This is a genomic window from Geobacter anodireducens (assembly GCA_001628815.1).
Taxonomy (GTDB): domain Bacteria; phylum Desulfobacterota; class Desulfuromonadia; order Geobacterales; family Geobacteraceae; genus Geobacter; species Geobacter anodireducens.
In genome coordinates this window covers 1,898,383-1,917,894 of the sequence record CP014963.1, presented here as the reverse complement: position 1 = coordinate 1,917,894, position 19,512 = coordinate 1,898,383, and the positions used below count along the sequence as shown (strand labels likewise).

Here is a 19,512-nt window from a genome sequence, read left to right as displayed (position 1 = left end):
TGAAAAGATTTGCCACTATCCCGGGAGCTGTGCATGGAACGGATTCTCGTTGTCGAAGATGACCGTTTTTTTCGTCAGATGTACGTCGATCTCCTGAAAGAGGAGGGATACGAGGTCGATACCGTGGCATCGGGCACCGAGGGGTTGAAGCGGCTTGAAAGGCATGAATATCACCTCGTTATCACCGATCTGGTCATGCCGGGGATGAGCGGTATCGAGGTGTTGTCCCGCGTCAAGCAGAAAGCCCCGAACGTTGATGTCATCCTCGTTACCGGTCATGCCAATCTTGAATCGGCCGTCTACGCCCTCAAGAACGGCGCCCGCGATTATATCCTCAAGCCGTTCAATCATGATGAGTTCAAGCATACCGTGGCCCTCTGCTTCGAGCAGCGGCGGCTCATCAACGAGAACTACGAGCTAAAGGAACTGCTGAATCTTTTTCAGGTCGGTCAGAACATAGCAAACTGCATTGATCTGGAGCGGCTCTCTGCCGTGGTGGTCGATGCATTCTGCAAGGAGGTCGGGGTTTCGCGGGCCATCGGCCTGTTTCCCGAAAAGAGTGAACCCCACGCCCTCAAGGAGCTGAGGGGCCTTGACCCTGAAGTTGCATCGACCCTTGCCGAAAAAGCCCTTGCCCTTTACAGTGACGCGACAGAGACGGCAGGAGGCTTCCGTCGGCTCGATGGCTCTTATTTTACCGACAGTACCCTGCGCGCGGCGGGAATCAATGGCGCCCTTGTGGTTAGTATTTGCCAGCGGACACTTCTGCAGGGGGTGCTTCTGCTGGTCAACGACCAGGGCAAGCCGTTTCCTGCCGTGTTCAAGCATAAAAGCATCCAGTTTTTGCTGGAGCAGGCATCTCTTGCCTTTGACAATGCCCTGCGTTACTCCAGCGCCCGCGACATGCTCTATGTCGACGAACTCACGGGGCTCTTCAACTACCGTTATCTCGATATCTCGCTGGACCGTGAACTCAAGCGGGCGGACCGGTTCGGCTCGGTTGTTTCCATGATCTTCATCGACATGGATCACTTCAAGGGGGTCAACGATACCCACGGCCACCTCTTCGGGAGCCAGGTCCTCCATGAAGTGGGGCAATTGCTCAAAAAGTCGGTCCGGGAGGTCGATGTCATCATCCGCTACGGCGGCGACGAGTTCACCATAATTCTGGTGGAAACCGGTGAAAAGGGCGCTGCAACCGTGGCCGAAAGGATACGCCGTTCCATTGAGGACCACCACTTCCTGGCCTCTGAAGGGCTCGATGTACGGCTCACCGCAAGCCTCGGCTATGCCTGCTATCCCATCGATACCCAGTCCAAAATGGAGCTTCTCGAACTGGCGGACAAGGCCATGTACCGGGGCAAGGAAGAGGGCAAAAACCGTGTATTCCGGGCAACGGCAATCCGTTGACCTTGAGAGTGTTTCAATGCAATCAAAGGAGTAGGTGCGTACATGATCACTGGTATCAAGGGATTCAACGACATTCTTCCCGGGGACGTGGAGCGGTGGCAGCACATCGAAGCCACGGCGCGCCGGGTTTTCAGTCTCTACGGCTTTTCGGAGATCCGTATCCCGATTCTTGAAAAAACCGAACTGTTCCGACGGTCCATCGGCGACACCACCGATATCGTGGAAAAAGAGATGTACTCCTTTGTGGACAAGGGAGAGAACGCCGTAACCATGCGTCCTGAAGGGACCGCAAGCGTAATGAGGTCATACATCGAGCACAAGCTCTATGCCCAGGATCCGGTGGCAAAGCTCTACTACATGGGCCCCATGTTCCGCTACGAGCGGCCCCAGAAAGGGCGCTACCGCCAGTTCCACCAGATCGGCGCCGAGGTGACCGGAGTTACCGACCCCAAGGTCGATGCCCAGGTACTCACCATGCTCTGCCACTATTTCGCAGAGCTGGGACTGACGGAACCGACACTCCAGATCAACTCTCTCGGGTGCCCCGAATGCCGCCCCGCCTACCGCCAGGCCCTGATCGACTTTCTCCGGGAACGGCTCGACAGCCTCTGCGACGACTGCAAGCGCCGCTATCAAACCAATCCCCTGCGGGCGCTGGACTGCAAGTCGGCCCACTGCAAGGAGGCGACCGCGACCGCCCCGGCCATGCTCGACAGCCTCTGTGCAGGCTGCGACGATCACTTCGCCGTCACCCGGCGCCATCTGGAGCGGGCGGGCACCGCCTACAGCATCAACAACCGGATGGTCCGGGGGCTTGATTACTATACCCGCACTACCTTCGAATTGGTGACCGGCCTGCTCGGCGCCCAGAGCGCCGTTGCCGCAGGCGGCCGGTACGACGGCCTTATCTCCGACCTCGGCGGACCCGCCATTCCCGGTATCGGATTTGCCATGGGGGTGGAACGGATTGCCCTCCTGCTGGGGGACCAGCACTTCACCCGTCGCCCGGATCTCTTCATAGCCGCCCTTGGCGAGGAGGCCCAGAATGAGGCGTTTCGGCTCATGTGCGGCCTTCAGCGCAGCGGGGTGGCCGTGGAAATGGACTACGAAGGCAAGAGCCTCAAGAGTCAGATGCGCCGTTCGGACAAGTTCAATGCGCGTTTTACCCTGATCATCGGCGGCGACGAGCTGGCAAAAGGGGCGGCCGTGCTCAAGGCAATGGACACCGGTGTCCAGGCGGAAGTCCCGTTGACGCCGGAAGAGATTGCCGCACGCATAACAATTACGGCGTAAGAACGAAAACCTGCATCGGGCGGAAAGGGAGCCGGGCGACGATACGCGTTGTCCCGGCTCTTTTTTCTCATCCGGTAGCCCGGGATGATTACTCCTTAAATCCACTTAAGCAATTGACAACCCAGCGTAAAAATTGTATACAGTATCCATTTCCCCCTTGGGGCAAGAGCGTATCAACATCCCGAAATAACGACCTATTCAAGAAGTAAAACCACAGGAGGAATGGACTATGATCGAAGCTTATCTCGCCCACGAAGCCGAACGCAAGGCCCAGGGAATCCCCCCCCTGCCGCTGAACCCCGAGCAGACCGCAGGTCTGTGCAACCTGCTGGAAAACCCGCCGGCAGGCAAAGAAGAATTCCTGCTCCACCTCCTGAAGGAGCGCGTTTCCCCGGGCGTCGACCCCGCTGCCAAAGTCAAGGCCGCCTTCCTGGCCGAGATCCTTGCCGGAACCAAGACATCCCCCCTCGTCTCCAAGGTTGACGCGGTCCGCATCCTGGGCACCATGATCGGCGGCTACAACGTTTCTCCCCTGGTAGAGGCCCTGAACAGCTCCGACCTGGCCGACGAGGCCGCCTGCGCCCTTTCCGGCATGACCCTTGTCTATGACGGTTTCGATCAGGTAGTTGAGCTCAGCAAGAGCAACGCAGCCGCCAAGAAGGTGCTGGAATCCTGGGCCAATGCCGAGTGGTTCACCAACCGTCCCGGCGTACCCGAAACCATCTCGGTCAAGGTCTTCAAGGTTGAAGGCGAAATCAATACCGACGACTTCTCTCCGGCGGGCGACGCATGGAGCCGCCCCGACATCCCGCTGCATGCCCTTGCCATGGGCAAGACCCGTTTCCCCGGTCGCCTGAAGGATATTGCCGACTGGCGTGCCGCCGGTCACCAGGTTGCCTTTGTCGGCGACGTGGTCGGTACCGGTTCCTCCCGCAAGTCGGCCTGCAACTCGGTCCTCTGGCACATGGGCCAGGATATCCCCTGCGTGCCCAACAAAAAAACCGCAGGCGTCATCATCGGCGGCGTCATCGCCCCGATCTTCTTCAATACCGCCCAGGACTCCGGCGCACTGCCCCTCAAGGCCGACGTCACCAAGATGAATGACGGCGACGTGATCACCATCAACACCAAGAAGGGTGAAATTGCCAACGCTGCCGGCGAGGTCATCTCCACCTTCAAACTGAACCCCAACACCCTGGCCGACGAGTTCCGCGCCGGCGGCCGCATCCCGCTCATCATCGGCCGCGCCATTACCGAGAAAGCCCGCAAGGCCCTCGGCCTTGGCGACACCGATGTCTTCACCAAGCCGGTGAACCCTGAGCCGAAGCCTGGTCAGGGCTACTCCCTCGCCCAGAAGATGGTCGGCAAGGCCTGCGGCGTGACCGGCGTGCTGCCGGGCACCGCCTGCGAGCCCAAGATGACCACGGTCGGATCCCAGGACACCACCGGCCCCATGACGGCCGACGAGCTCAAGGAACTGGCCTGCCTCAAGTTCCTCTCGCCCATGTTCATGCAGTCCTTCTGTCACACCGCAGCCTATCCGAAACCGGCGGACGTGAAGATGCACAAGACCCTGCCGGAGTTCATCATCGAGCGTGGCGGCGTACCCCTCAAGCCCGGGGACGGCGTCATCCACTCCTGGCTGAACCGCCTGCTGCTTCCGGACACCGTCGGTACCGGCGGTGACTCCCACACCCGCTTCCCCATCGGCATCAGCTTCCCGGCCGGTTCCGGCCTCGTGGCCTTTGCCGGCGCCATGGGCTTCATGCCGCTGGATATGCCCGAATCGGTCCTGGTCCGGTTCAAAGGCAAACTGAACCCGGGCATCACCCTGCGCGACGTGGTCAACGCCATTCCTTACTGGGCCATCAAGCAGGGCAAGCTGACCGTGCCCAAGAAGAACAAGATCAATATCTTCAACGGCCGCATCCTTGAGATGGAAGGTCTGCCCGATCTTTCCGTGGAGCAGGCATTCGAGCTGACCGATGCCGCTGCCGAGCGTTCAGCCGCTGCCGGTTGCATCCAACTCTCCAAGGAGTCGGTTGCCACCTATCTGCGCTCCAACGTTGCCCTCATGAAGAAGATGATTGCTGACGGCTACCAGGATGCCCAGACCCTCCAAAACCGTATCGATGCGGTCAACGAGTGGCTGAAGAACCCGCAGCTTCTCGAAGCCGACAAAAACGCCGCGGAGACCGGCGCCTATGCCGATGTGATCGAGATCGATCTGGCTGAAATCACCGAGCCGATTCTGGCCTGCCCTAACGACCCGGATGACGTTAAGCTCCTCTCCGACGTGGCCGGCACCCCGATCAACGACGTGTTCCTCGGCTCCTGCATGACCAATATCGGCCACTTCCGCGCCGCTGCCGAGATCTGGCGCGGCCAGAAGTTCAACCCGAGCGTCCGTACCTGGATCTGCCCGCCGACCCGCATGGATCAGCAGCAACTCAAGGACGAGGCACTTTTCTCCATCTACAGCGCCGTGGGCTGCCGGATCGAAATCGCAGGCTGCTCCCTTTGCATGGGGAACCAGGCCCGCGTGCCCGACAAGTCCAACGTCTTCTCCACCTCCACCCGTAACTTCGACGACCGGATGGGCGACGGGGCGCAGGTATTCCTCGGCTCCGCCGAACTCGGCGCCATTTGCACCAACCTCGGCCGCATTCCGACCAAGGAGGAGTATTTCGCCGCCATCAAGGAGAAGGTGGAGCCGAAGAAGGATGCGATTTACAAATACCTGCAGTTCGACGAAATGCCCGAGTACCGGTAGTTCATCAACTCAGAAGGACCCGCGGCTGAAAGGCTGAGGGGATAACATGAAAAGACCCCCGTTCAGACATGCCCGAACGGGGGTCTTTTCATGTACCGTGCCATGGGTCTTATTAGGTGAAATCAGGTGTCGGGGGAGGCAGTGCCTTCACTTCCCGGTACAGGTGGATGATCACTCCCGGTTGGAGAGGAGTGCCTTCGAACAGATCGGCCGGAGGCGTCGGCGTTGCTTCCGTGTCGCCGAAACTGTACTCGACAACGGTGTGCCTTCCATTGTCGTCGAGCCAGATGAGACGGTTGTGCTCGGTGCCGGTCACCTCGTCCACCAGATAGGACTTGGTGGCATGGGTGCGGCACTCCAGCGGGTCATTGACAGCCTTGATCGAATCAAGGCACCTGCCGAGACGTGCGGCCCGGCTGATAATGTCGCTGTTGGCCCTGGCAAGCGTCTTCTTGTCGGCCAGCTCGGCATAGCCGGCTGCTGATGACAAAGCGGTCCGCACCCATCCGCCGGCAGTGGCCTCGACGGCCCAGGCAGTCACGAAGATTCCGTCCGTCCGCTTTTCAACGGCAACTGTGGCCGTGCACCCGGCAGGAGCCTTGCCGGACCACTTCCGGGTCAGGTTGATCTCGCTGAAGACCCTGGTGGTGCATGTGGCCAGGGCGCCCACGTCTGCGCCTGCGGCAGGCTGCGCAATGAGCAGGTACACCATCGCAATGGACAGGATACGGTAGCGCATGAAACCTCCATGATGTGATAGCAGAGCCTCACCAAAGGGGGTTCCCTTCGGAATATCCTTCGATATAACCTGATAATATCGTTGCATGGACAGTACGGTCTTTTGTCTTTCCTCTCGATTTTCCGCAAGCACACCCCGAAGCGGCAAGCCACACGCGCGGGCTGCGGGTCAGGCCTCGTGATAGATTTCCCGGCTGTCCCGGAATTCCATCGTGTCAATAACTGGTAACGTGTAACGTATCGCTGTTTAAGTACAAGTCAAGGAACCGGGGGTGGATTCGTCTCCCATGAACCGGAAATCTGCCGGCAGGGGGCTTGCCTTTGTGCAATTCGCCGATACAGTAACCTCAAGGTTCGCGAAGAAAGGGGTGGGCATGGGCAATCGGCTGAACCCGGATGACCTGCCGGTCGCCGACGGGAGAGTGTATCATCTCGATCTGGCGCCTGAAGAGTTGGCGCGGCACGTGATCGTGGTGGGGGATCCCGATCGGGTCCCCGTGCTGGCCGAGGCGTTCCTGGCAACACGGGAGGTGGATCGTTTCCACCGCGGCTTTCGCACCATTACCGGTGTGACCGCCGAAACCGGCCAACGGGTTTCTTTCGTCACGTCGGGGATCGGCGCTCCATCAACGGAAATCGTCCTCAACGAGCTGGCCGCCCTCAATGAGGTGGATTTTACCACCATGACCCGGCGTGAGCAGTGGCAACCATTGACCCTGGTGCGTCTCGGCACATCCGGCGGGCTCAATCCGGCCACACCCGTGGGGACACTGGTCCTGACCGACTATGTTGTGGGGCTGGACAACACCGCCCTGTACTACGACATCCCGTTGCCCGATGAAGCCTGTGCCCTGCTGGAAGAGAGGGTACGCTCCATCATGACCGGCGCTGAACTGCCGGGTGCGCGTTTTGCCGGCAGAATAGCCCCCTATGCCGCCAGGTCCGACCGGGGCCTGCTGGCTTCGCTCACTGCCGCTGCGGGCACCCTGGGGTTGCCCTGGATCCGGGGCCTCACCATCTCCAGTGCCGGTTTTTTTGCGGAACAGGGGCGAGGTGTGGCACGTGTCGGCACGACCCACGTGAATCTGCTCGACGCCCTTGAGCACCTTGCCAGTCCCTGGCCGGGGTTCGAACTCCAGAACATGGAGATGGAAGCAGGGTTTTTCCTCCATTTTCTCGGCGGGCTGGGGTACCGCGCCGCTGCGGTGTGTGTGGTGATCAATCAACGCACGAGCGGCGTTTTCATGGCTGATTACCGTCGTCAGGTGTTGGACGGCGCCCGGCTCATTCTCCGGGCATTCAAGGAATGCGAAACCGTGTGAGTCAGGTCGGGAGCGACGGCTTGACCTTTGGCCGAAGGCTGTTTCACTTGTCAGTGTGCAGTATACAACAGCGGACGAAAGGGAGGCGGGCATGAAAGGGAACGAACGGATTATCGAGCACCTGAACGCACGGTTGGCCGAAGAACTTACTGCTGTCAACCAATATTTCGTACATGCGGAGATGTGCGAGAACTGGGGCTATGAGCGGCTCCACGCCATGGCCCGCAAGCGCTCCATCGACGAAATGAAGCACGCGGAGAAACTGATTGCCCGGATTCTCTTTCTTGAGGGAAAGCCGATCGTAAGCAACCTGAACAAGATCCATATCGGTTCGGAAGTGCCCGGGATGCATGAAAACGACCGGTTTGCCGAGGAAACGGCCATCAGGGGATATAACGAGAGCATCCGGCTGGCGGTTGAGGTGGATGACAACGGCACGCGCGAACTGCTTGAGTCGATTTTGAAGGAAGAGGAAGAGCACATCGACCTGCTGGAGTCACAACTCGACCAGATTTCCCAGATGGGAGCGCAGAACTATCTGGCAGAGCAGGTCGACTAGGCAGAGGCGATCATGGTACCCCATGGATCTGTGTGAGCACTCTATTTCAGGCAAGCTGCTCCAGGCGCTCGGTGAGTTCAACCGGGGCGATTGGTTCGAATGCCACGAAACCCTGGAAGATCTCTGGATCGGCAGCGAGGGAGAGATCCGGGATTTTTACCAGGGGGCGCTGCAACTGGCCGTTGCCCTCCACCACTGGCGCAACGGCAATTTTAGCGGGGCAGTGAGTCTCCTGAATGGAGGAGCAGGCTATCTGCGGCGGGTACGACCGGTCTGCCAACGGGTGGACGTGATCGGGCTGGTATCCGCCGCGGACCGCCTGCGTGACGAGTTGACCCGGTTGGGCCCGGAACGGATGGCCGAGGCGGATCGCGGTCTGTTTCCCCGGATGGTGCTCGTGGCTGTCACGGCCGGGGAAGAACATCGGGTTGAATGACTCACCCTCCTGCGGTGAATGCCATCCACCACGCAGATGCCACAACGAGAGCGCTGGCCAGTGCCAGCACCGCGTTGACCATCCGCCCCGGTCTGCCGCTTGTTGCCAGCCGGAACTCCGCTGCAATGCCGAATCCGATTCCCCAGAGAAATCCGAAGAGGTGCGCGCCCAGGTCGGTGTGCTCGCCTTCCGTGCCCAACGCCGCCAGCAGGGCCAGCCCTGCTGCGGCGGGAATCAAACCCCGCCGGTTCGGATGATGGATGTAGCGCATTGCGCTGAGAGCGGCGAAGATGCCGACTGCGCCGAAAACCGCGGTCGATGCCCCCACCGAGCGATGGGCAGGGAGTTGGAGATAGGCGTTGGTGAGGTTGCCGAGGATGCCGGAGCCGAGCAGGAGCGCCCATGACAAGCCGGCCCCGAGCTCGCGGCAAAGGAGGACGGCAATGAAACCGCCGATGGCGAGGTTGCCCGCCAGGTGCGAAACATCGGCATGAAGTGTCAGCGCAGTCACGGCCCGCCACCACTGCCCATCGAGAATGGACGCTGCATTGGCATTGCCGAGGTCGAACCAGTCGGTGGATGCGTGACCGGGCAGGGTGACGCCGAACCGGGTGAGATTGTGGAACATCGCCAGCAGGAGCAGCACTGACAGGGTGGAGAGGGTGTTCTCTTCCAATGGGCGTACGGGCGGCAGGGGAGGGGGCCAGTTGCTGTTCTCCTCTTCAAAGAGACGCACCTCCCTGAGAGCCCGGGCAAAAGCCGGTGCCGGAACGAGCACTCGCCAACCGGCGCCGTTCTGCTCTACCCGAACGGGCACATACCGCGCCTCCAGGACCAACGCCCAGAGCCGCGCATCCTGTGCGGTCAGAATGTCGGTGGAGGGGCCGGTTCCCGGGTCGGCGGGCAAGGGGAGCCACAGTTCGGGCAAGGGCAACAGGTGTTCAGGGGAGATATTCATGCTTCCATGGTAACCATTACCACCCGCTATTGCGACACCCGTTGCGAAAAAAACTTGAAGCAGTCATAAACACGTCGGAATAGCATGGGGTCGCACGAGAAAAACAAGAGGGCGCCGAGGAGATGGAAACACACCATGATCGGGATTGATGGGGGGCGGTGCAAAGGGTGCGGCAGGTGCGTGGCAGCCTGCCCGGACCGGCTGTTGAGCCTCGAAACGAAGGATGGGAGAAAAACAGTGGTGCTCGGCCGCCCCGAACGATGCGATGCCTGTGGCCGATGCGTGACCGAGTGCCCCTTCGAGGCGATTCGCGGCGGCACTGCCTGCATGTCCGGCCTGGCGGAAGGAGGGTAGGCCATGTATCTCTTTCAGATACTGCTGCCGCTCTACGACAATGACGGCACTAACTTCCCCCAGGAGGAATTCGTCCGGGTCAGGGACGAGCTGACAGAGCGCTACGGTGGAATCACCACCTATGTGAGGTCGCCGGCAAAAGGGTTGTGGAAGGGGTCAGCCACCACCGTCCACGATGACATCGTAATCTACGAGGTGATGGCCGAACATTTGGATCGGCCGTGGTGGCGCCGGTTTCGCGAGGAGCTCGCCGGCCGGTTCCGGCAGGATGTGCTGATCGTGCGGGTGAGCGAGATTCAGCTTCTGTAGCGCATGCAAAACGCCCCGATCAGAGTAGGCAATCCCTCACAAATTCCGCCGTCGGGCCGCTTTCCCGCGCTGCCGCCTCCTGCCGTTCCGCAGTGGGCATCATTTCGTGCAGGAATCTCCTGGCTCGCTTGCGGCTGCCGGCAATGGTCTCCGTCATTCTGCACAGAATGAACGCAGGCAGTCCTGACCGGTACCCCTCGACAAGCTTGGCTATTTCCGCCCGGCGCTTGGTAGTGCTCCACGACTTGTAGACATCGTTACCCACATCCTCAAGCAACATGATATCCCGCTCCTTTCAGCCGCTGCCGGCCTTGGCGCTGCAGTGTGCATCCGTCGTTACGGCATCCTCAGCATACTGCATGAAAGGTCATGCGTCCATTATTTTCACCGTTGCGGCTCATGATGAAAGGCGCAATCCATCCGGCGGTTTCATGCTATTATTTAACTAGACAACAATACGCATCCCACGGACAGACCGGCTCCAGCCGGCCGTCGGGCTCACGGGAAGGGAGGTCCTGATCATGGCACGGTTCTATGACCCCAAAGATGAAACGGATTGTTGCAGGGTGGAAGCAATCCTGAGGAAAGGCGGCATCGAGTACTTCCTCCGTCAAGAAAGACGTGGTACTGGCATGATGGAAATCCATGTGGCCGAAGAGGATGTACCCCGAGCGGAAGAGCTTCTTACTCAGGGAAGAGGGAGGTAGCGAATAGTGCGAGCAAGAAACGGTTTTCCACGAGGAATGAGGATTCGAGGAGCGTTTTCAGTGGTAGTGGTTGCTGCTGCGTTGCTGCTGGGGGGAGTGGCAGGTGCCGATGATGGAATTAAGGAAGGGGGCAAAAAGGTCGGAGAGGGCTTCAAGACCATTGGCAAGGAGACGGGCCAGGCGTTCAAGGAGGGGGGCAAGGAGATCGGTCAGGGCGTAAAACAGATGGGCAAGGAGGCCGGCCAGGAGGCTAAGAAGACCGGCAAGGGTGTGGGAGAGTGGTTCCGGGAGACGGGCAGGAAAACCGGAGAGGCCTTCAGGGAAATGGGCAGGAGCATCAAGCGGTTCTTCACGGGCGAGTAGATGGTTGTGCCTCTCAATGGAGTTGGGCGCCCTTGAGCATGTCGCCCCCTTCTTTCCGGGTTTCCTGGCGGTCAATGTGGCAATGTTTCTGGCGGGAGAGCACCGGAACGTGGTGGACAGCCGGTCCCTGAAATGGAAAAAGCCGTCACCCAAAAGGATGACGGCCTGGCTCCGCACAAAGCGTCGTGAATCAACCCTTGGAATTTTCGTAGAACAGAAAGACCAGCAGGACCACGAGCGCTGAAGCAACGATCATGAGGAAAAAGGCGATTATGGTGTTGACCGTGTCCTGGATCTTCTCCTTGGCCGTACGTTCTTCCCGTATGTATCTGCCCATGAAACCTCCCGACGCCACCGCTGGCGGCCGTTCGCCCTAGTGGTAAACTGTATCCAAAATCTCGCAGAATATCAAGCTGATCGCTGTTCACGGAGCTATGCATGATCATAAAGAAACTGATCCTGAAAAAACACCTCAGCTCCGGCGGTCTCGCCGAATTTCTGCTGGTAAGGAAGGAGGGGGCCTACGAGGCTGCTCTCTTCATCAACGGGAAACTGATTCCGGGGCCATCGAAACCGCACCCCCTCAACCCTCCGACGGACGACCTGACTCACTGGATGGGCAACAGGCCAAGCGTCGGGCTTACCCGGGGAGAGGCCGAGCGCATTCTGGAGGAGATCGATTTCGAAAACGCCGTTCTCGCTCACCGTACCCGCAGTGACTGGAAACGATGACGTAAATTGTGATTGCGTGTTTGGAAGAGGCTGAGATACACTATTAACATCTGCTTATCAGCGGCTTGTGGTGCAACGACACCTGTGTTACCCGGACGGCTTATGGTCTGTGCCTCGCTCAAAGCATTCATTGCGGCCGATGAACAGTTGACCGGCATTCACTTCCTCGTGCAAACCAAGGCCAGGAGGGGGGATCGACCTGCCGTCCACTACAATGCCGCCCGCTTCTTCGACCATCACGAGGCACGCCTCGTTTCCCACCTCATTGAAATAAGGGGCGATATCTTCGAAAGTGCCCTGTCCCGTAGTCTCATGCGGCTCGGTTGCCTGATCATCGTGGGCGGAACAGCCATGCTGGTCAGGAATAGCGCCGCCTTCATAGCCGTGCCCGTTTTCGCTCTCCTGCTCTACAGTGAGATCAGGCTCGTCCGTCGCGCTTACCTGCTGGATTCCTCCCTCAAGGGGTATATCTCGTATCTGGGGAGAACACGCCGCCAGCGCCGTGACGACTTCGTGCGCGACGTGGTGGAACATTCCGCCCGCATTGCCGAGTGTATCTCCCGCTGACCAGCGGACTGCTGCCGGCCAGCCCCGGTCTTTTCCCCCAGGCATTGATCGCCTTGTCCGCCCATTATCCCGCCGGATGCACCTGTATCACGTATATAGTTGCATGACAGGGTTTCGTCCCTATACTAGTATTCGTTTGTTAGCGTCCTTAATAGGATCGGGCACGGCATGGAAACCCTGGCAGATCTTTTCACTTCATTCAGCGGCAGAAGCCTTGATACGGCGTTCGTGTTTCGGACCGGCGTCCGGCGGTACCGCTATACCTATGCATTCCTCCATGACCACGCGCTCAGGATGAACGCGTGGCTGGCCGACCGGGGGGTCGGTCCCGGGGATCGTGTCGTGCTCTGGGGGCCTAATTCGCCCTGGTGGGGCATCGCCTTCTGGGGTATCATTGCCCGCGGCGCAATCGTGGTGCCAGTCGATTTCATGTCCGGGGCCGAGCGGGCGGATGTCATTGCGGGCCTCACCGAGGCCCGGCTTGTGATCCAGAGCCGGGATAAGCTTGAGCGGCTCACCGGCCGGCCGACGGTACTTTTTGAGGAACTGCCCTTCCTTCTTGAGTTGTGCCCACCGCTCACTGCCCGCCACGTGCCCGATCCGGACGACATCGCCGAGTTGATCTACACCTCCGGCACCACCGGAGCCCCGAAAGGGGTCATGCTCACCCATCGTAACCTGATTGCCAACCTGCTCCAGGTGAACCGCCACATCCCCATCGTCACCAGCGACTACGTGTTTCTTTCACTCTTGCCCCTGTCGCACATGTTCGAGCAGATGGGCGGATTTCTGACCCCCCTGTACCGGGGCGCATCAGTGGCCTATATCCGTACCCTCAAGCCGTCGGCCATCATGGAAGCCCTGGGGGAGGAGAATGTGCACGCGCTGATCGCCGTGCCGCGCCTGCTTCAACTGCTCAAGGACTCCATCGAGCGGGAGCTTGATGCCCGGGGGCTGGGATCTGTGCTGGCCCGACTGCTGGCTGTTGCCGGGCACTTGCCGGTTGAGCGGCGCAAGCTGCTGTTTGCTCCGGTCCACCGGAAATTCGGGCGCAACTTTTCCCTGTTCGTGTCAGGGGGAGCGCCCCTGGACCCGGAGGTGTTCCGCTTCTGGGCCGGCCTCGGGTTTACCATATTAGAGGGATATGGCCTCACCGAGTGTGCTCCGGTCCTTGCGGCCAACACGCTTGAGCGCCAGGTGGCCGGTTCCGTGGGGCCGGCACTGCCGGGGGTCGAGTTGAAACTCGTTAACGGCGAAGTGCTGGCCCGGGGAGACAACGTCTTTCCCGGCTACTACCGCAATGAATCGGCCAGCCGTGATGCCTTTGCCGATGGCTGGTTCCGCACGGGCGATCTGGGAGAATTCGACGGCTCGGGCTGGCTCCGGATCCTGGGCAGAGGAAAAGAGCTGATCGTCACGGGGGCGGGTGTCAATGTGTTCCCCGACGAGATCGAGTCCATGCTCGACCGGGCCGCCGGGGTGCGCGAATCCTGTGTCATCGGTCTGGACCGCGGGAAGGGGGAAGAGGTCCACGCCGTGCTGATCCCCGATGGGAGCGGCCGTCCGGCAGAGGAGATCATCAACGAGGTGAATGGGCGGCTTGACGATCTCCACCGGATTACCGGCTGGTCCATCTGGTCTGACGCGGAGTTCCCCAAGACCACCACCCTCAAGATCCGGAAATTTCTCGTCAAGGAGCGGGTTGCCCAGGGAGGTGGCACTGGCGTGACAGGGGGGTCCAGTGACAGGCTGGCATTGATGATCGCCCGGATCACCGGGAACCCGGTCGCAACGGTGACGGACGACGCGGTGCTGACGACCGATCTGGGGCTCACCTCCATCGGCAGGCTGGAGCTGGTCAACGCCATCGAGATGGAGTTCCGTCTCGATCTGGAGGACACGGTCATCGGCCCCCGCACCCGGGTGGCCGAACTTCGGGAGGTCATCCGCCTCCGGGCCAAGGTCCACAGCCGCGAGCGGTTCCGGCCATGGACCGCCCGACCCGCGGCACTGGCGGTGCGGCGAGTGCTGGATATGATTCTCCATGGCCCCTTGATCCGGCACTACGTCCGCCTGAAGGTGGAGGGCGGGGAACATCTGGACGGCCTGGACGGCCCGATCCTGTTCGTTTCCAATCATCTCAGCTATTTCGATCATCCCGTCATCATGTCCGCTCTCCCCGGTGAATGGCGCTACAAAACCGCCACTGCTGCCTGGGAGGAGTTTTTCTTCCGCAACTACAAGAGCCTCCCGCAGAAGATCTGGAAGCGCCTTGCCTACGAGTACGCATCGGTAGCCTTCACGGTGTTTCCGCTTCCCCAGAGCCGCGGTTTCCGGGGCGCGCTTCGTTTCATGGGGGCACTTGCGGACAGGGACATGAGCATACTTGTGTTCCCCGAGGGTGAACGTTCGCGGGACGGGAGCTTGCTGCCGTTTCAACCGGGGCTCGGAGTGATGGTGCGGGAACTGGCCATTCCGGTGGTTCCGGTGCGGATACGCGGGCTCGAACAGGTATTCCCCCGCGGTGCCTCCTGGCCCGTCAGGGGCGAAGTGCGGGTGACCTTCGGCACGGCCATCCGCTTTACCCTGGAGTCACCTGCTGAAATAGTCGCTGCGGCGCGTGCGGCCGTGGAGGAACTTTAAGTGGCGGAATGGCACCGTATACCCATCGATGAGGCCCTGACCAGGCTCGCAACGTCCCTTGCCGGGCTTGGCCGCGATGAGGCCCGCCGGCGCCTGGCTGAATGCGGCCCCAATGAACTGGAAGAACAGGTCCGGCGGACGCCCCTTGCCATGCTCCTCGGCCAGTTCACGGACTTCATGATCCTGGTGCTGATCGGCGCGGCAGTGGTGGCCGGCGCCATCGGCGAGCCGGGGGATGCGGCGCCAATCATTATCATTGTCGTGCTTAACGCCGTTATCGCTTTGCCCAGGAATACCGCGCCGAGCGCGCCATGGCCGCCCTTCGGGAGATGTCAGGCAACTATGCCGCAGTGCTGCGCAGCGGCGAGCATCTGAGCGTGCCCGCCCGAGAGATCGTCCCCGGCGACCTTGTCCTGCTGGAAGCGGGAAACGTGGTGCCGGCCGACGTGCGCCTTGTGGAAGCGGTGCACCTGAAAACCGTGGAAGCGGCCCTTACCGGGGAGTCGCTTCCCGTGGAGAAGCTCTCGGAACCACTTCCCGACCCGAATGTGCCGTTGGGCGACCGGCGCAACATGGCATACAAGGGGACGGTGGTCGCCTACGGTCGCGGCATCGGCGTCGCAGTCGCCACGGGGATGGGAACCGAGCTTGGCCGGATTGCCGCGATGCTGCAACAGGAGGCCGAAAATAAAACCCCGCTCCAGCGGCGTCTCGCCGCCTTTGGCAAGCGCCTCGCGCTGGCGGTGCTCGCCATCTGCGCGGTGGTGTTCACCCTTGGACTGCTGCGGGGAGAGCCCCTCCTCCTCATGCTCCTCACCTCCATATCCCTTGCAGTAGCCGCCATTCCGGAGGCGCTGCCGGCAGTGGTGACCATCACGCTTGCCCTGGGCGCGCGCAGGATGGTCCGCCAGAATGCCCTTATCCGCCGGCTTCCCGCCGTGGAAACCCTCGGCTCGGTCAGCTATGTCTGTTCCGACAAGACCGGCACCCTGACCCTCAACAGAATGACCGTGGAGGACGTCTGGCCGAACGGCCTGGACCCGGGCGATGGGGCTGCCTGCACCAGTTCCCCTCGCTCGCCCGTCGACCTCTTCACAACGGCCCTGGTCCTGTGCAACGATGCGCATGAGGACTCGGAAGGAGGGCTGGTCGGCGACCCCACCGAAACGGCCCTTCTGGCCTACGGGCGGACTTGTGGCGTGACCCGCGTCGAAATCGAGGCCCGTCATCCGCGGATGGCCGAACTTCCCTTTGATTCGGAACGCAAATGCATGACCACCTTTCACCGGGATGGCGATACCATCCTGGCCTTTACCAAGGGTGCGGTCGAAGTGCTCGCGGCCCGGTCGGTGGCGATGCGTGTCTCCGGCAGGGAGATCCCCCTGGACCGGCGAGAGATCGAGCGCGTAACGGATGAAATGGCAGCCCGCGGCCTCCGGGTGCTTGCCCTGGCCATGCGCCGCTGGCCGCGGGTACCCGACCGGCTGGAAAGTGACGGGATTGAGAGCGACCTGATTTTCCTCGGCCTTGCCGGCATGATGGATCCCCCGCGCGAGGAGGCTGCCGAGGCGGTTGCCCAGTGCCGGAACGCGGGCATCACCCCCGTGATGATAACCGGCGACCACCCGCTCACGGCCCGGATCATTGCCCGGCGGCTGGCAATCCTCGAAGATGACGGCGACGCGGTGCTGACCGGACAGGAACTGGCTGAACTGAGTCAGGAAGAGTTTGAGGCACAGGTGGAGCAGATTCGGGTCTACGCCCGGGTGGCGCCCGAGCAGAAGCTCACGATCGTCAAGGCGCTTCAGGACCGCGGCCATTTCGTGGCCATGACCGGCGACGGGATCAACGATGCGCCGGCGCTCAAGCGTGCGGACATCGGCATTGCCATGGGAATCACCGGCACGGATGTCTCCAAGGAAGCAGCGGCCATGGTGCTGCTGGACGATAATTTCGCCACCATTGTCAGGGCCGTGCGGGAGGGGCGCCGGATCTACGCCAATATCCTCAAGTTCATTACCTACTCGATCACGTCGAATATCGGGACCTCGTGGCCATAACCCTTGCGCCTTTTTGGGGGTTGCCCCTGCCGTTGCTCCCCATTCAGATACTCTGGCTGAACCTGCTGTGCGACAGCCTGCCGGGACTTGCCCTGGCAGGAGAACCCGCTGAGCGGGATGTGATGAGTCGACCGCCCGTCGACCCGAAGGAAGGTATTTTTGCTGGAGGGAGAGGGTACTACGCGGCCGGCTACGGCCTGGTGATCGGTGCCGCGGCATTGGCGTTCCAGGCCGCTGCCCTGCGGATGGGGCTGCCGTGGCAGACCATGGTCTTCACGTTTCTGGTTCTGAACCGCATGGCAGTCGTGCTTGCGGTCCGCTCAGACCGGACCTCGCTGCTGCGTATCGGCATCATGTCCAACCGGCCCCTTGTCGGTGCCATCGCGATTACGTTCTGTCTTCAACTCGCCGTCGTCTTTGTGCCGACGCTCAATCCCCTGTTCCATACGGAGCCGCTATCGGCCCCAGCCCTTGCCGCTACGGTTGTGCTGGCGATGGGGATGGTTCTTTTGTCCGAGATCCAGAAGGGGGTGTTGAGGTGGCGGCAAGGTAGTTCGCGGTAAAGATGTAGTCGTCCAGATAATCGCGCCTGCCGTCACCGTTCAGATCGCCTGCCTGCCCCTGCTCTCCGTCCCGTTGAGCGAGAAATGCCGTAAAGTCGGCCTCCGATGCCGGACCTGTTCCTGCCGGTCTGATGATGATACGGGGAACCACCGTCAAGGGGTAGACCACACTGTCCTCACCTGACACCACGGTCAGGATTGCCTCGCTGACGCCCCTGTCGGGCAGGGCCTTCACGGCCCAGAGTCCGTCCGGTTCCCGTGTCAGGGTCAGCAGGCGCGCTCCCTTAAGAATGAAGAGGGGGGTTGCCGTGTCGTCTCCGGCACCCTTCAGGGTGAGGGTCACAACGGATTCACCGTCACTGAATCCGATCGGCGGTGCCTGGGTAATACCCTGCGCAACGGGTTCGCTGAACAGCGCCGTGAGCGTGGCAGGAGTCCTTTCCCCGGTCAGTTCCTGAAAACGACTCCGGATGCTCCGGTAAACGATGTGCTCGGGCTGCTTGTCGGGTGAGCGTTGGGGCGTGGCTTCAGGTTCGGGTGGCGTAGGCGGTTCCTCGTGCTCCAACGGTCCGGCTTCCTCTTCTCGTGTTTCCGAAGGGGGTTGTTCCTCGGCTGGTACGTCACTGGTTTCCCTGTCTTCTGTTGCGTTTCTATGAACCGACATCGTTGCGGGTCCCGATGGGGGGGCGGCTTCGCCCTTTTCCGGCGACCCGTCCTTTTCCGGCAACCTGTCCTTTTCCGGCAACCTGTCCTTCTCCGGCAACCTGTCCTTCTCCGGCAACCTGTCCTTCTCGTACTGCTTGTCCTGATCCGACGGGGCGCCCGGTGGGGGAGAGTTGTTTTCGTTCTTAACATAGTCCGCGGTAATGGTACATGCAAGGGTAGGGGGCGTCGTTATGCGGGCAAAGCGGATGCGCGCCACTGCACCGGAAAGAAGGAAGGGCTGTTGTGCCGAAGCGTAAATCAGAAGCCCGTCCGTGCGGGATGTGGCATTGAAAAAAGTCCACTGGGCGGTTCCCTCTTGCACAACCGGTTGCTTGCTTGCAAGCTTATTTTCGTCGCCGTAACCGACCTTCAGGATAATCGACTGGACATTGGAGATTGAACCGTTGGTCCTGATGACATAGTCGTTTCCGCCGGCGTAGGTCAGGCTCATGAGGTTACATGTGCCGCCAAAGGCCGCTGAAATGGTCAGACAACAGAGAAGAAGGCATACCGAAACTGCCGTGATCGCGCTAATCTTCATTAAAAACATCCTCCGCGGATGGCTTGGGTTTGTTCTCCCTTATATATCAAGCACCACCCGGGCCCACCAACCATTTTCTTGCCGCCGGACCGAAAAAAGATGCAGCGTTACCGCCTTTACATCGACCATCATGGGATGACGCTCATTATCGATCCGCTCGCCGCGGGCAACGGCATCGAGGTGCAGGCCTCCCTCAGCCTCGGTGATCATAACCCGGGGAACCCTGAGCAGGAGACACCGGGCGTCTTTCAGAAAGATCAGTTCCTGGAGAAACGAGAACAGAAGAAGGTCCAATTCTTCGCTTGCAAGGGAAATGACGATTTCATCAGCCGGGGCGACCGATGCGAGGTCGTCGACCATGACATTGGTGAGGGCATCGGCAGCGGCGCAGAACATCTCCTCGCGCGTCTCCCCCCACGCTTCAAAGGCAACGTCGGCCGTGGCAATATCGGGCAGATAGCGATAGGGCATGGGGCGGA

The 19,512-nt window shown here is 60.7% G+C and carries 19 protein-coding genes and 1 pseudogene; 14 read left to right on the top strand and 6 right to left on the bottom strand.

All coding sequences use genetic code 11. The features are described from left to right. Positions 1-33 precede the first annotated feature (33 nt). The 3 genes from A2G06_08735 (at position 34) to A2G06_08725 (ending at position 5,476) form a co-directional block, all read left to right on the top strand. The gene (locus A2G06_08735; GenBank protein ANA40367.1) at positions 34-1,410 is read left to right on the top strand and encodes a diguanylate cyclase response regulator; all 1,377 of its coding nucleotides are present in this window, start codon (positions 34-36) and stop codon (positions 1,408-1,410) included. Between the two features lie 42 nt (positions 1,411-1,452). After that, a complete protein-coding gene (locus tag A2G06_08730; GenBank protein ANA40366.1) occupies positions 1,453-2,703 on the top strand; it encodes a histidine--tRNA ligase in 1,251 nt (416 codons plus the stop codon). A 229-nt stretch (positions 2,704-2,932) separates the two neighbouring features. Then, positions 2,933-5,476, top strand: a complete 2,544-nt coding sequence (locus A2G06_08725; protein ID ANA40365.1) for an aconitate hydratase B — start codon at positions 2,933-2,935, stop codon at positions 5,474-5,476. Between the two features lie 112 nt (positions 5,477-5,588). On the opposite strand, the gene A2G06_08720 is transcribed toward A2G06_08725, so the two are convergent. Continuing rightward, positions 5,589-6,215, bottom strand: coding sequence for a hypothetical protein (locus A2G06_08720; protein ID ANA40364.1), 627 nt, complete (start codon positions 6,213-6,215; stop codon positions 5,589-5,591). A 373-nt stretch (positions 6,216-6,588) separates the two neighbouring features. Between A2G06_08720 and A2G06_08715 the strand changes: the two genes are divergently transcribed. From A2G06_08715 to A2G06_08705, 3 genes are all read left to right on the top strand, one after another. Continuing rightward, positions 6,589-7,536: a uridine phosphorylase gene (locus A2G06_08715; GenBank protein ID ANA41638.1), complete on the top strand. Its 948-nt coding sequence runs from the start codon at positions 6,589-6,591 to the stop codon at positions 7,534-7,536. A gap of 91 nt (positions 7,537-7,627) precedes the next feature. Then, complete coding sequence (locus A2G06_08710) at positions 7,628-8,095, top strand: bacterioferritin (protein ANA40363.1); 468 nt, start codon at positions 7,628-7,630, stop codon at positions 8,093-8,095. A 22-nt stretch (positions 8,096-8,117) separates the two neighbouring features. Next, the gene (locus A2G06_08705) at positions 8,118-8,531 is read left to right on the top strand and encodes a hypothetical protein (protein ID ANA40362.1); all 414 of its coding nucleotides are present in this window, start codon (positions 8,118-8,120) and stop codon (positions 8,529-8,531) included. 1 nt (position 8,532) lies between these two features. Here A2G06_08705 and A2G06_08700 read toward each other — a convergent pair whose 3' ends face one another. Then, entirely contained in the window at positions 8,533-9,489 is a 957-nt protein-coding gene (locus A2G06_08700) for a rhomboid family intramembrane serine protease (protein ID ANA40361.1), read from the bottom strand. A gap of 135 nt (positions 9,490-9,624) precedes the next feature. Between A2G06_08700 and A2G06_08695 the strand changes: the two genes are divergently transcribed. Together A2G06_08695 and A2G06_08690 are read left to right on the top strand one after the other, a co-directional pair. After that, a complete protein-coding gene (locus A2G06_08695) occupies positions 9,625-9,843 on the top strand; it encodes a FeS-binding protein (GenBank protein ID ANA40360.1) in 219 nt (72 codons plus the stop codon). 3 nt (positions 9,844-9,846) lie between these two features. Continuing rightward, positions 9,847-10,152: a hypothetical protein gene (locus tag A2G06_08690; protein ID ANA40359.1), complete on the top strand. Its 306-nt coding sequence runs from the start codon at positions 9,847-9,849 to the stop codon at positions 10,150-10,152. Between the two features lie 19 nt (positions 10,153-10,171). On the opposite strand, the gene A2G06_08685 is transcribed toward A2G06_08690, so the two are convergent. Continuing rightward, positions 10,172-10,432, bottom strand: coding sequence for a hypothetical protein (locus tag A2G06_08685; protein ID ANA40358.1), 261 nt, complete (start codon positions 10,430-10,432; stop codon positions 10,172-10,174). Positions 10,433-10,673: 241 nt separating this feature from the next. Here A2G06_08685 and A2G06_08680 point away from each other — a divergent pair, with 241 nt between their 5' ends. Further along, positions 10,674-10,859 carry a hypothetical protein gene (locus A2G06_08680; GenBank protein ID ANA40357.1) on the top strand — a complete coding sequence of 62 codons (186 nt, stop codon included), beginning with the start codon at positions 10,674-10,676 and terminating at the stop codon, positions 10,857-10,859. Positions 10,860-10,865: 6 nt separating this feature from the next. Continuing rightward, positions 10,866-11,222 (top strand): hypothetical protein, encoded by a 357-nt coding sequence (locus A2G06_08675; GenBank protein ANA40356.1) that lies wholly within the window; start codon positions 10,866-10,868, stop codon positions 11,220-11,222. A 190-nt stretch (positions 11,223-11,412) separates the two neighbouring features. Here A2G06_08675 and A2G06_08670 read toward each other — a convergent pair whose 3' ends face one another. After that, positions 11,413-11,559, bottom strand: a complete 147-nt coding sequence (locus A2G06_08670; GenBank protein ANA40355.1) for a hypothetical protein — start codon at positions 11,557-11,559, stop codon at positions 11,413-11,415. Positions 11,560-11,660: 101 nt separating this feature from the next. Here A2G06_08670 and A2G06_08665 point away from each other — a divergent pair, with 101 nt between their 5' ends. The 4 genes and pseudogenes from A2G06_08665 to A2G06_08650 all read left to right on the top strand — a co-directional run bounded on the left by A2G06_08665 (position 11,661) and on the right by A2G06_08650 (position 17,787). Then, entirely contained in the window at positions 11,661-11,954 is a 294-nt protein-coding gene (locus A2G06_08665) for a hypothetical protein (protein ANA40354.1), read from the top strand. A 102-nt stretch (positions 11,955-12,056) separates the two neighbouring features. Next, the gene (locus tag A2G06_08660; protein ANA40353.1) at positions 12,057-12,521 is read left to right on the top strand and encodes a hypothetical protein; all 465 of its coding nucleotides are present in this window, start codon (positions 12,057-12,059) and stop codon (positions 12,519-12,521) included. A 168-nt stretch (positions 12,522-12,689) separates the two neighbouring features. After that, on the top strand, positions 12,690-15,164 hold the full coding sequence (locus tag A2G06_08655; GenBank protein ANA40352.1) for an AMP-binding protein: 2,475 nt from the start codon (positions 12,690-12,692) through the stop codon (positions 15,162-15,164). Continuing rightward, positions 15,165-17,787: pseudogene (locus A2G06_08650) on the top strand (ATPase). Here A2G06_08650 and A2G06_08645 read toward each other — a convergent pair. Both A2G06_08645 and A2G06_08640 read right to left on the bottom strand, forming a co-directional pair. Continuing rightward, entirely contained in the window at positions 17,702-19,033 is a 1,332-nt protein-coding gene (locus A2G06_08645) for a hypothetical protein (protein ANA41637.1), read from the bottom strand. The pseudogene A2G06_08650 and the gene A2G06_08645 sit on opposite strands and share 86 nt — an antisense overlap. Before the next feature lie 39 nt (positions 19,034-19,072). Beyond that, the gene (locus tag A2G06_08640) at positions 19,073-19,504 is read right to left on the bottom strand and encodes a hypothetical protein (protein ID ANA40351.1); all 432 of its coding nucleotides are present in this window, start codon (positions 19,502-19,504) and stop codon (positions 19,073-19,075) included. Positions 19,505-19,512 lie beyond the last annotated feature (8 nt).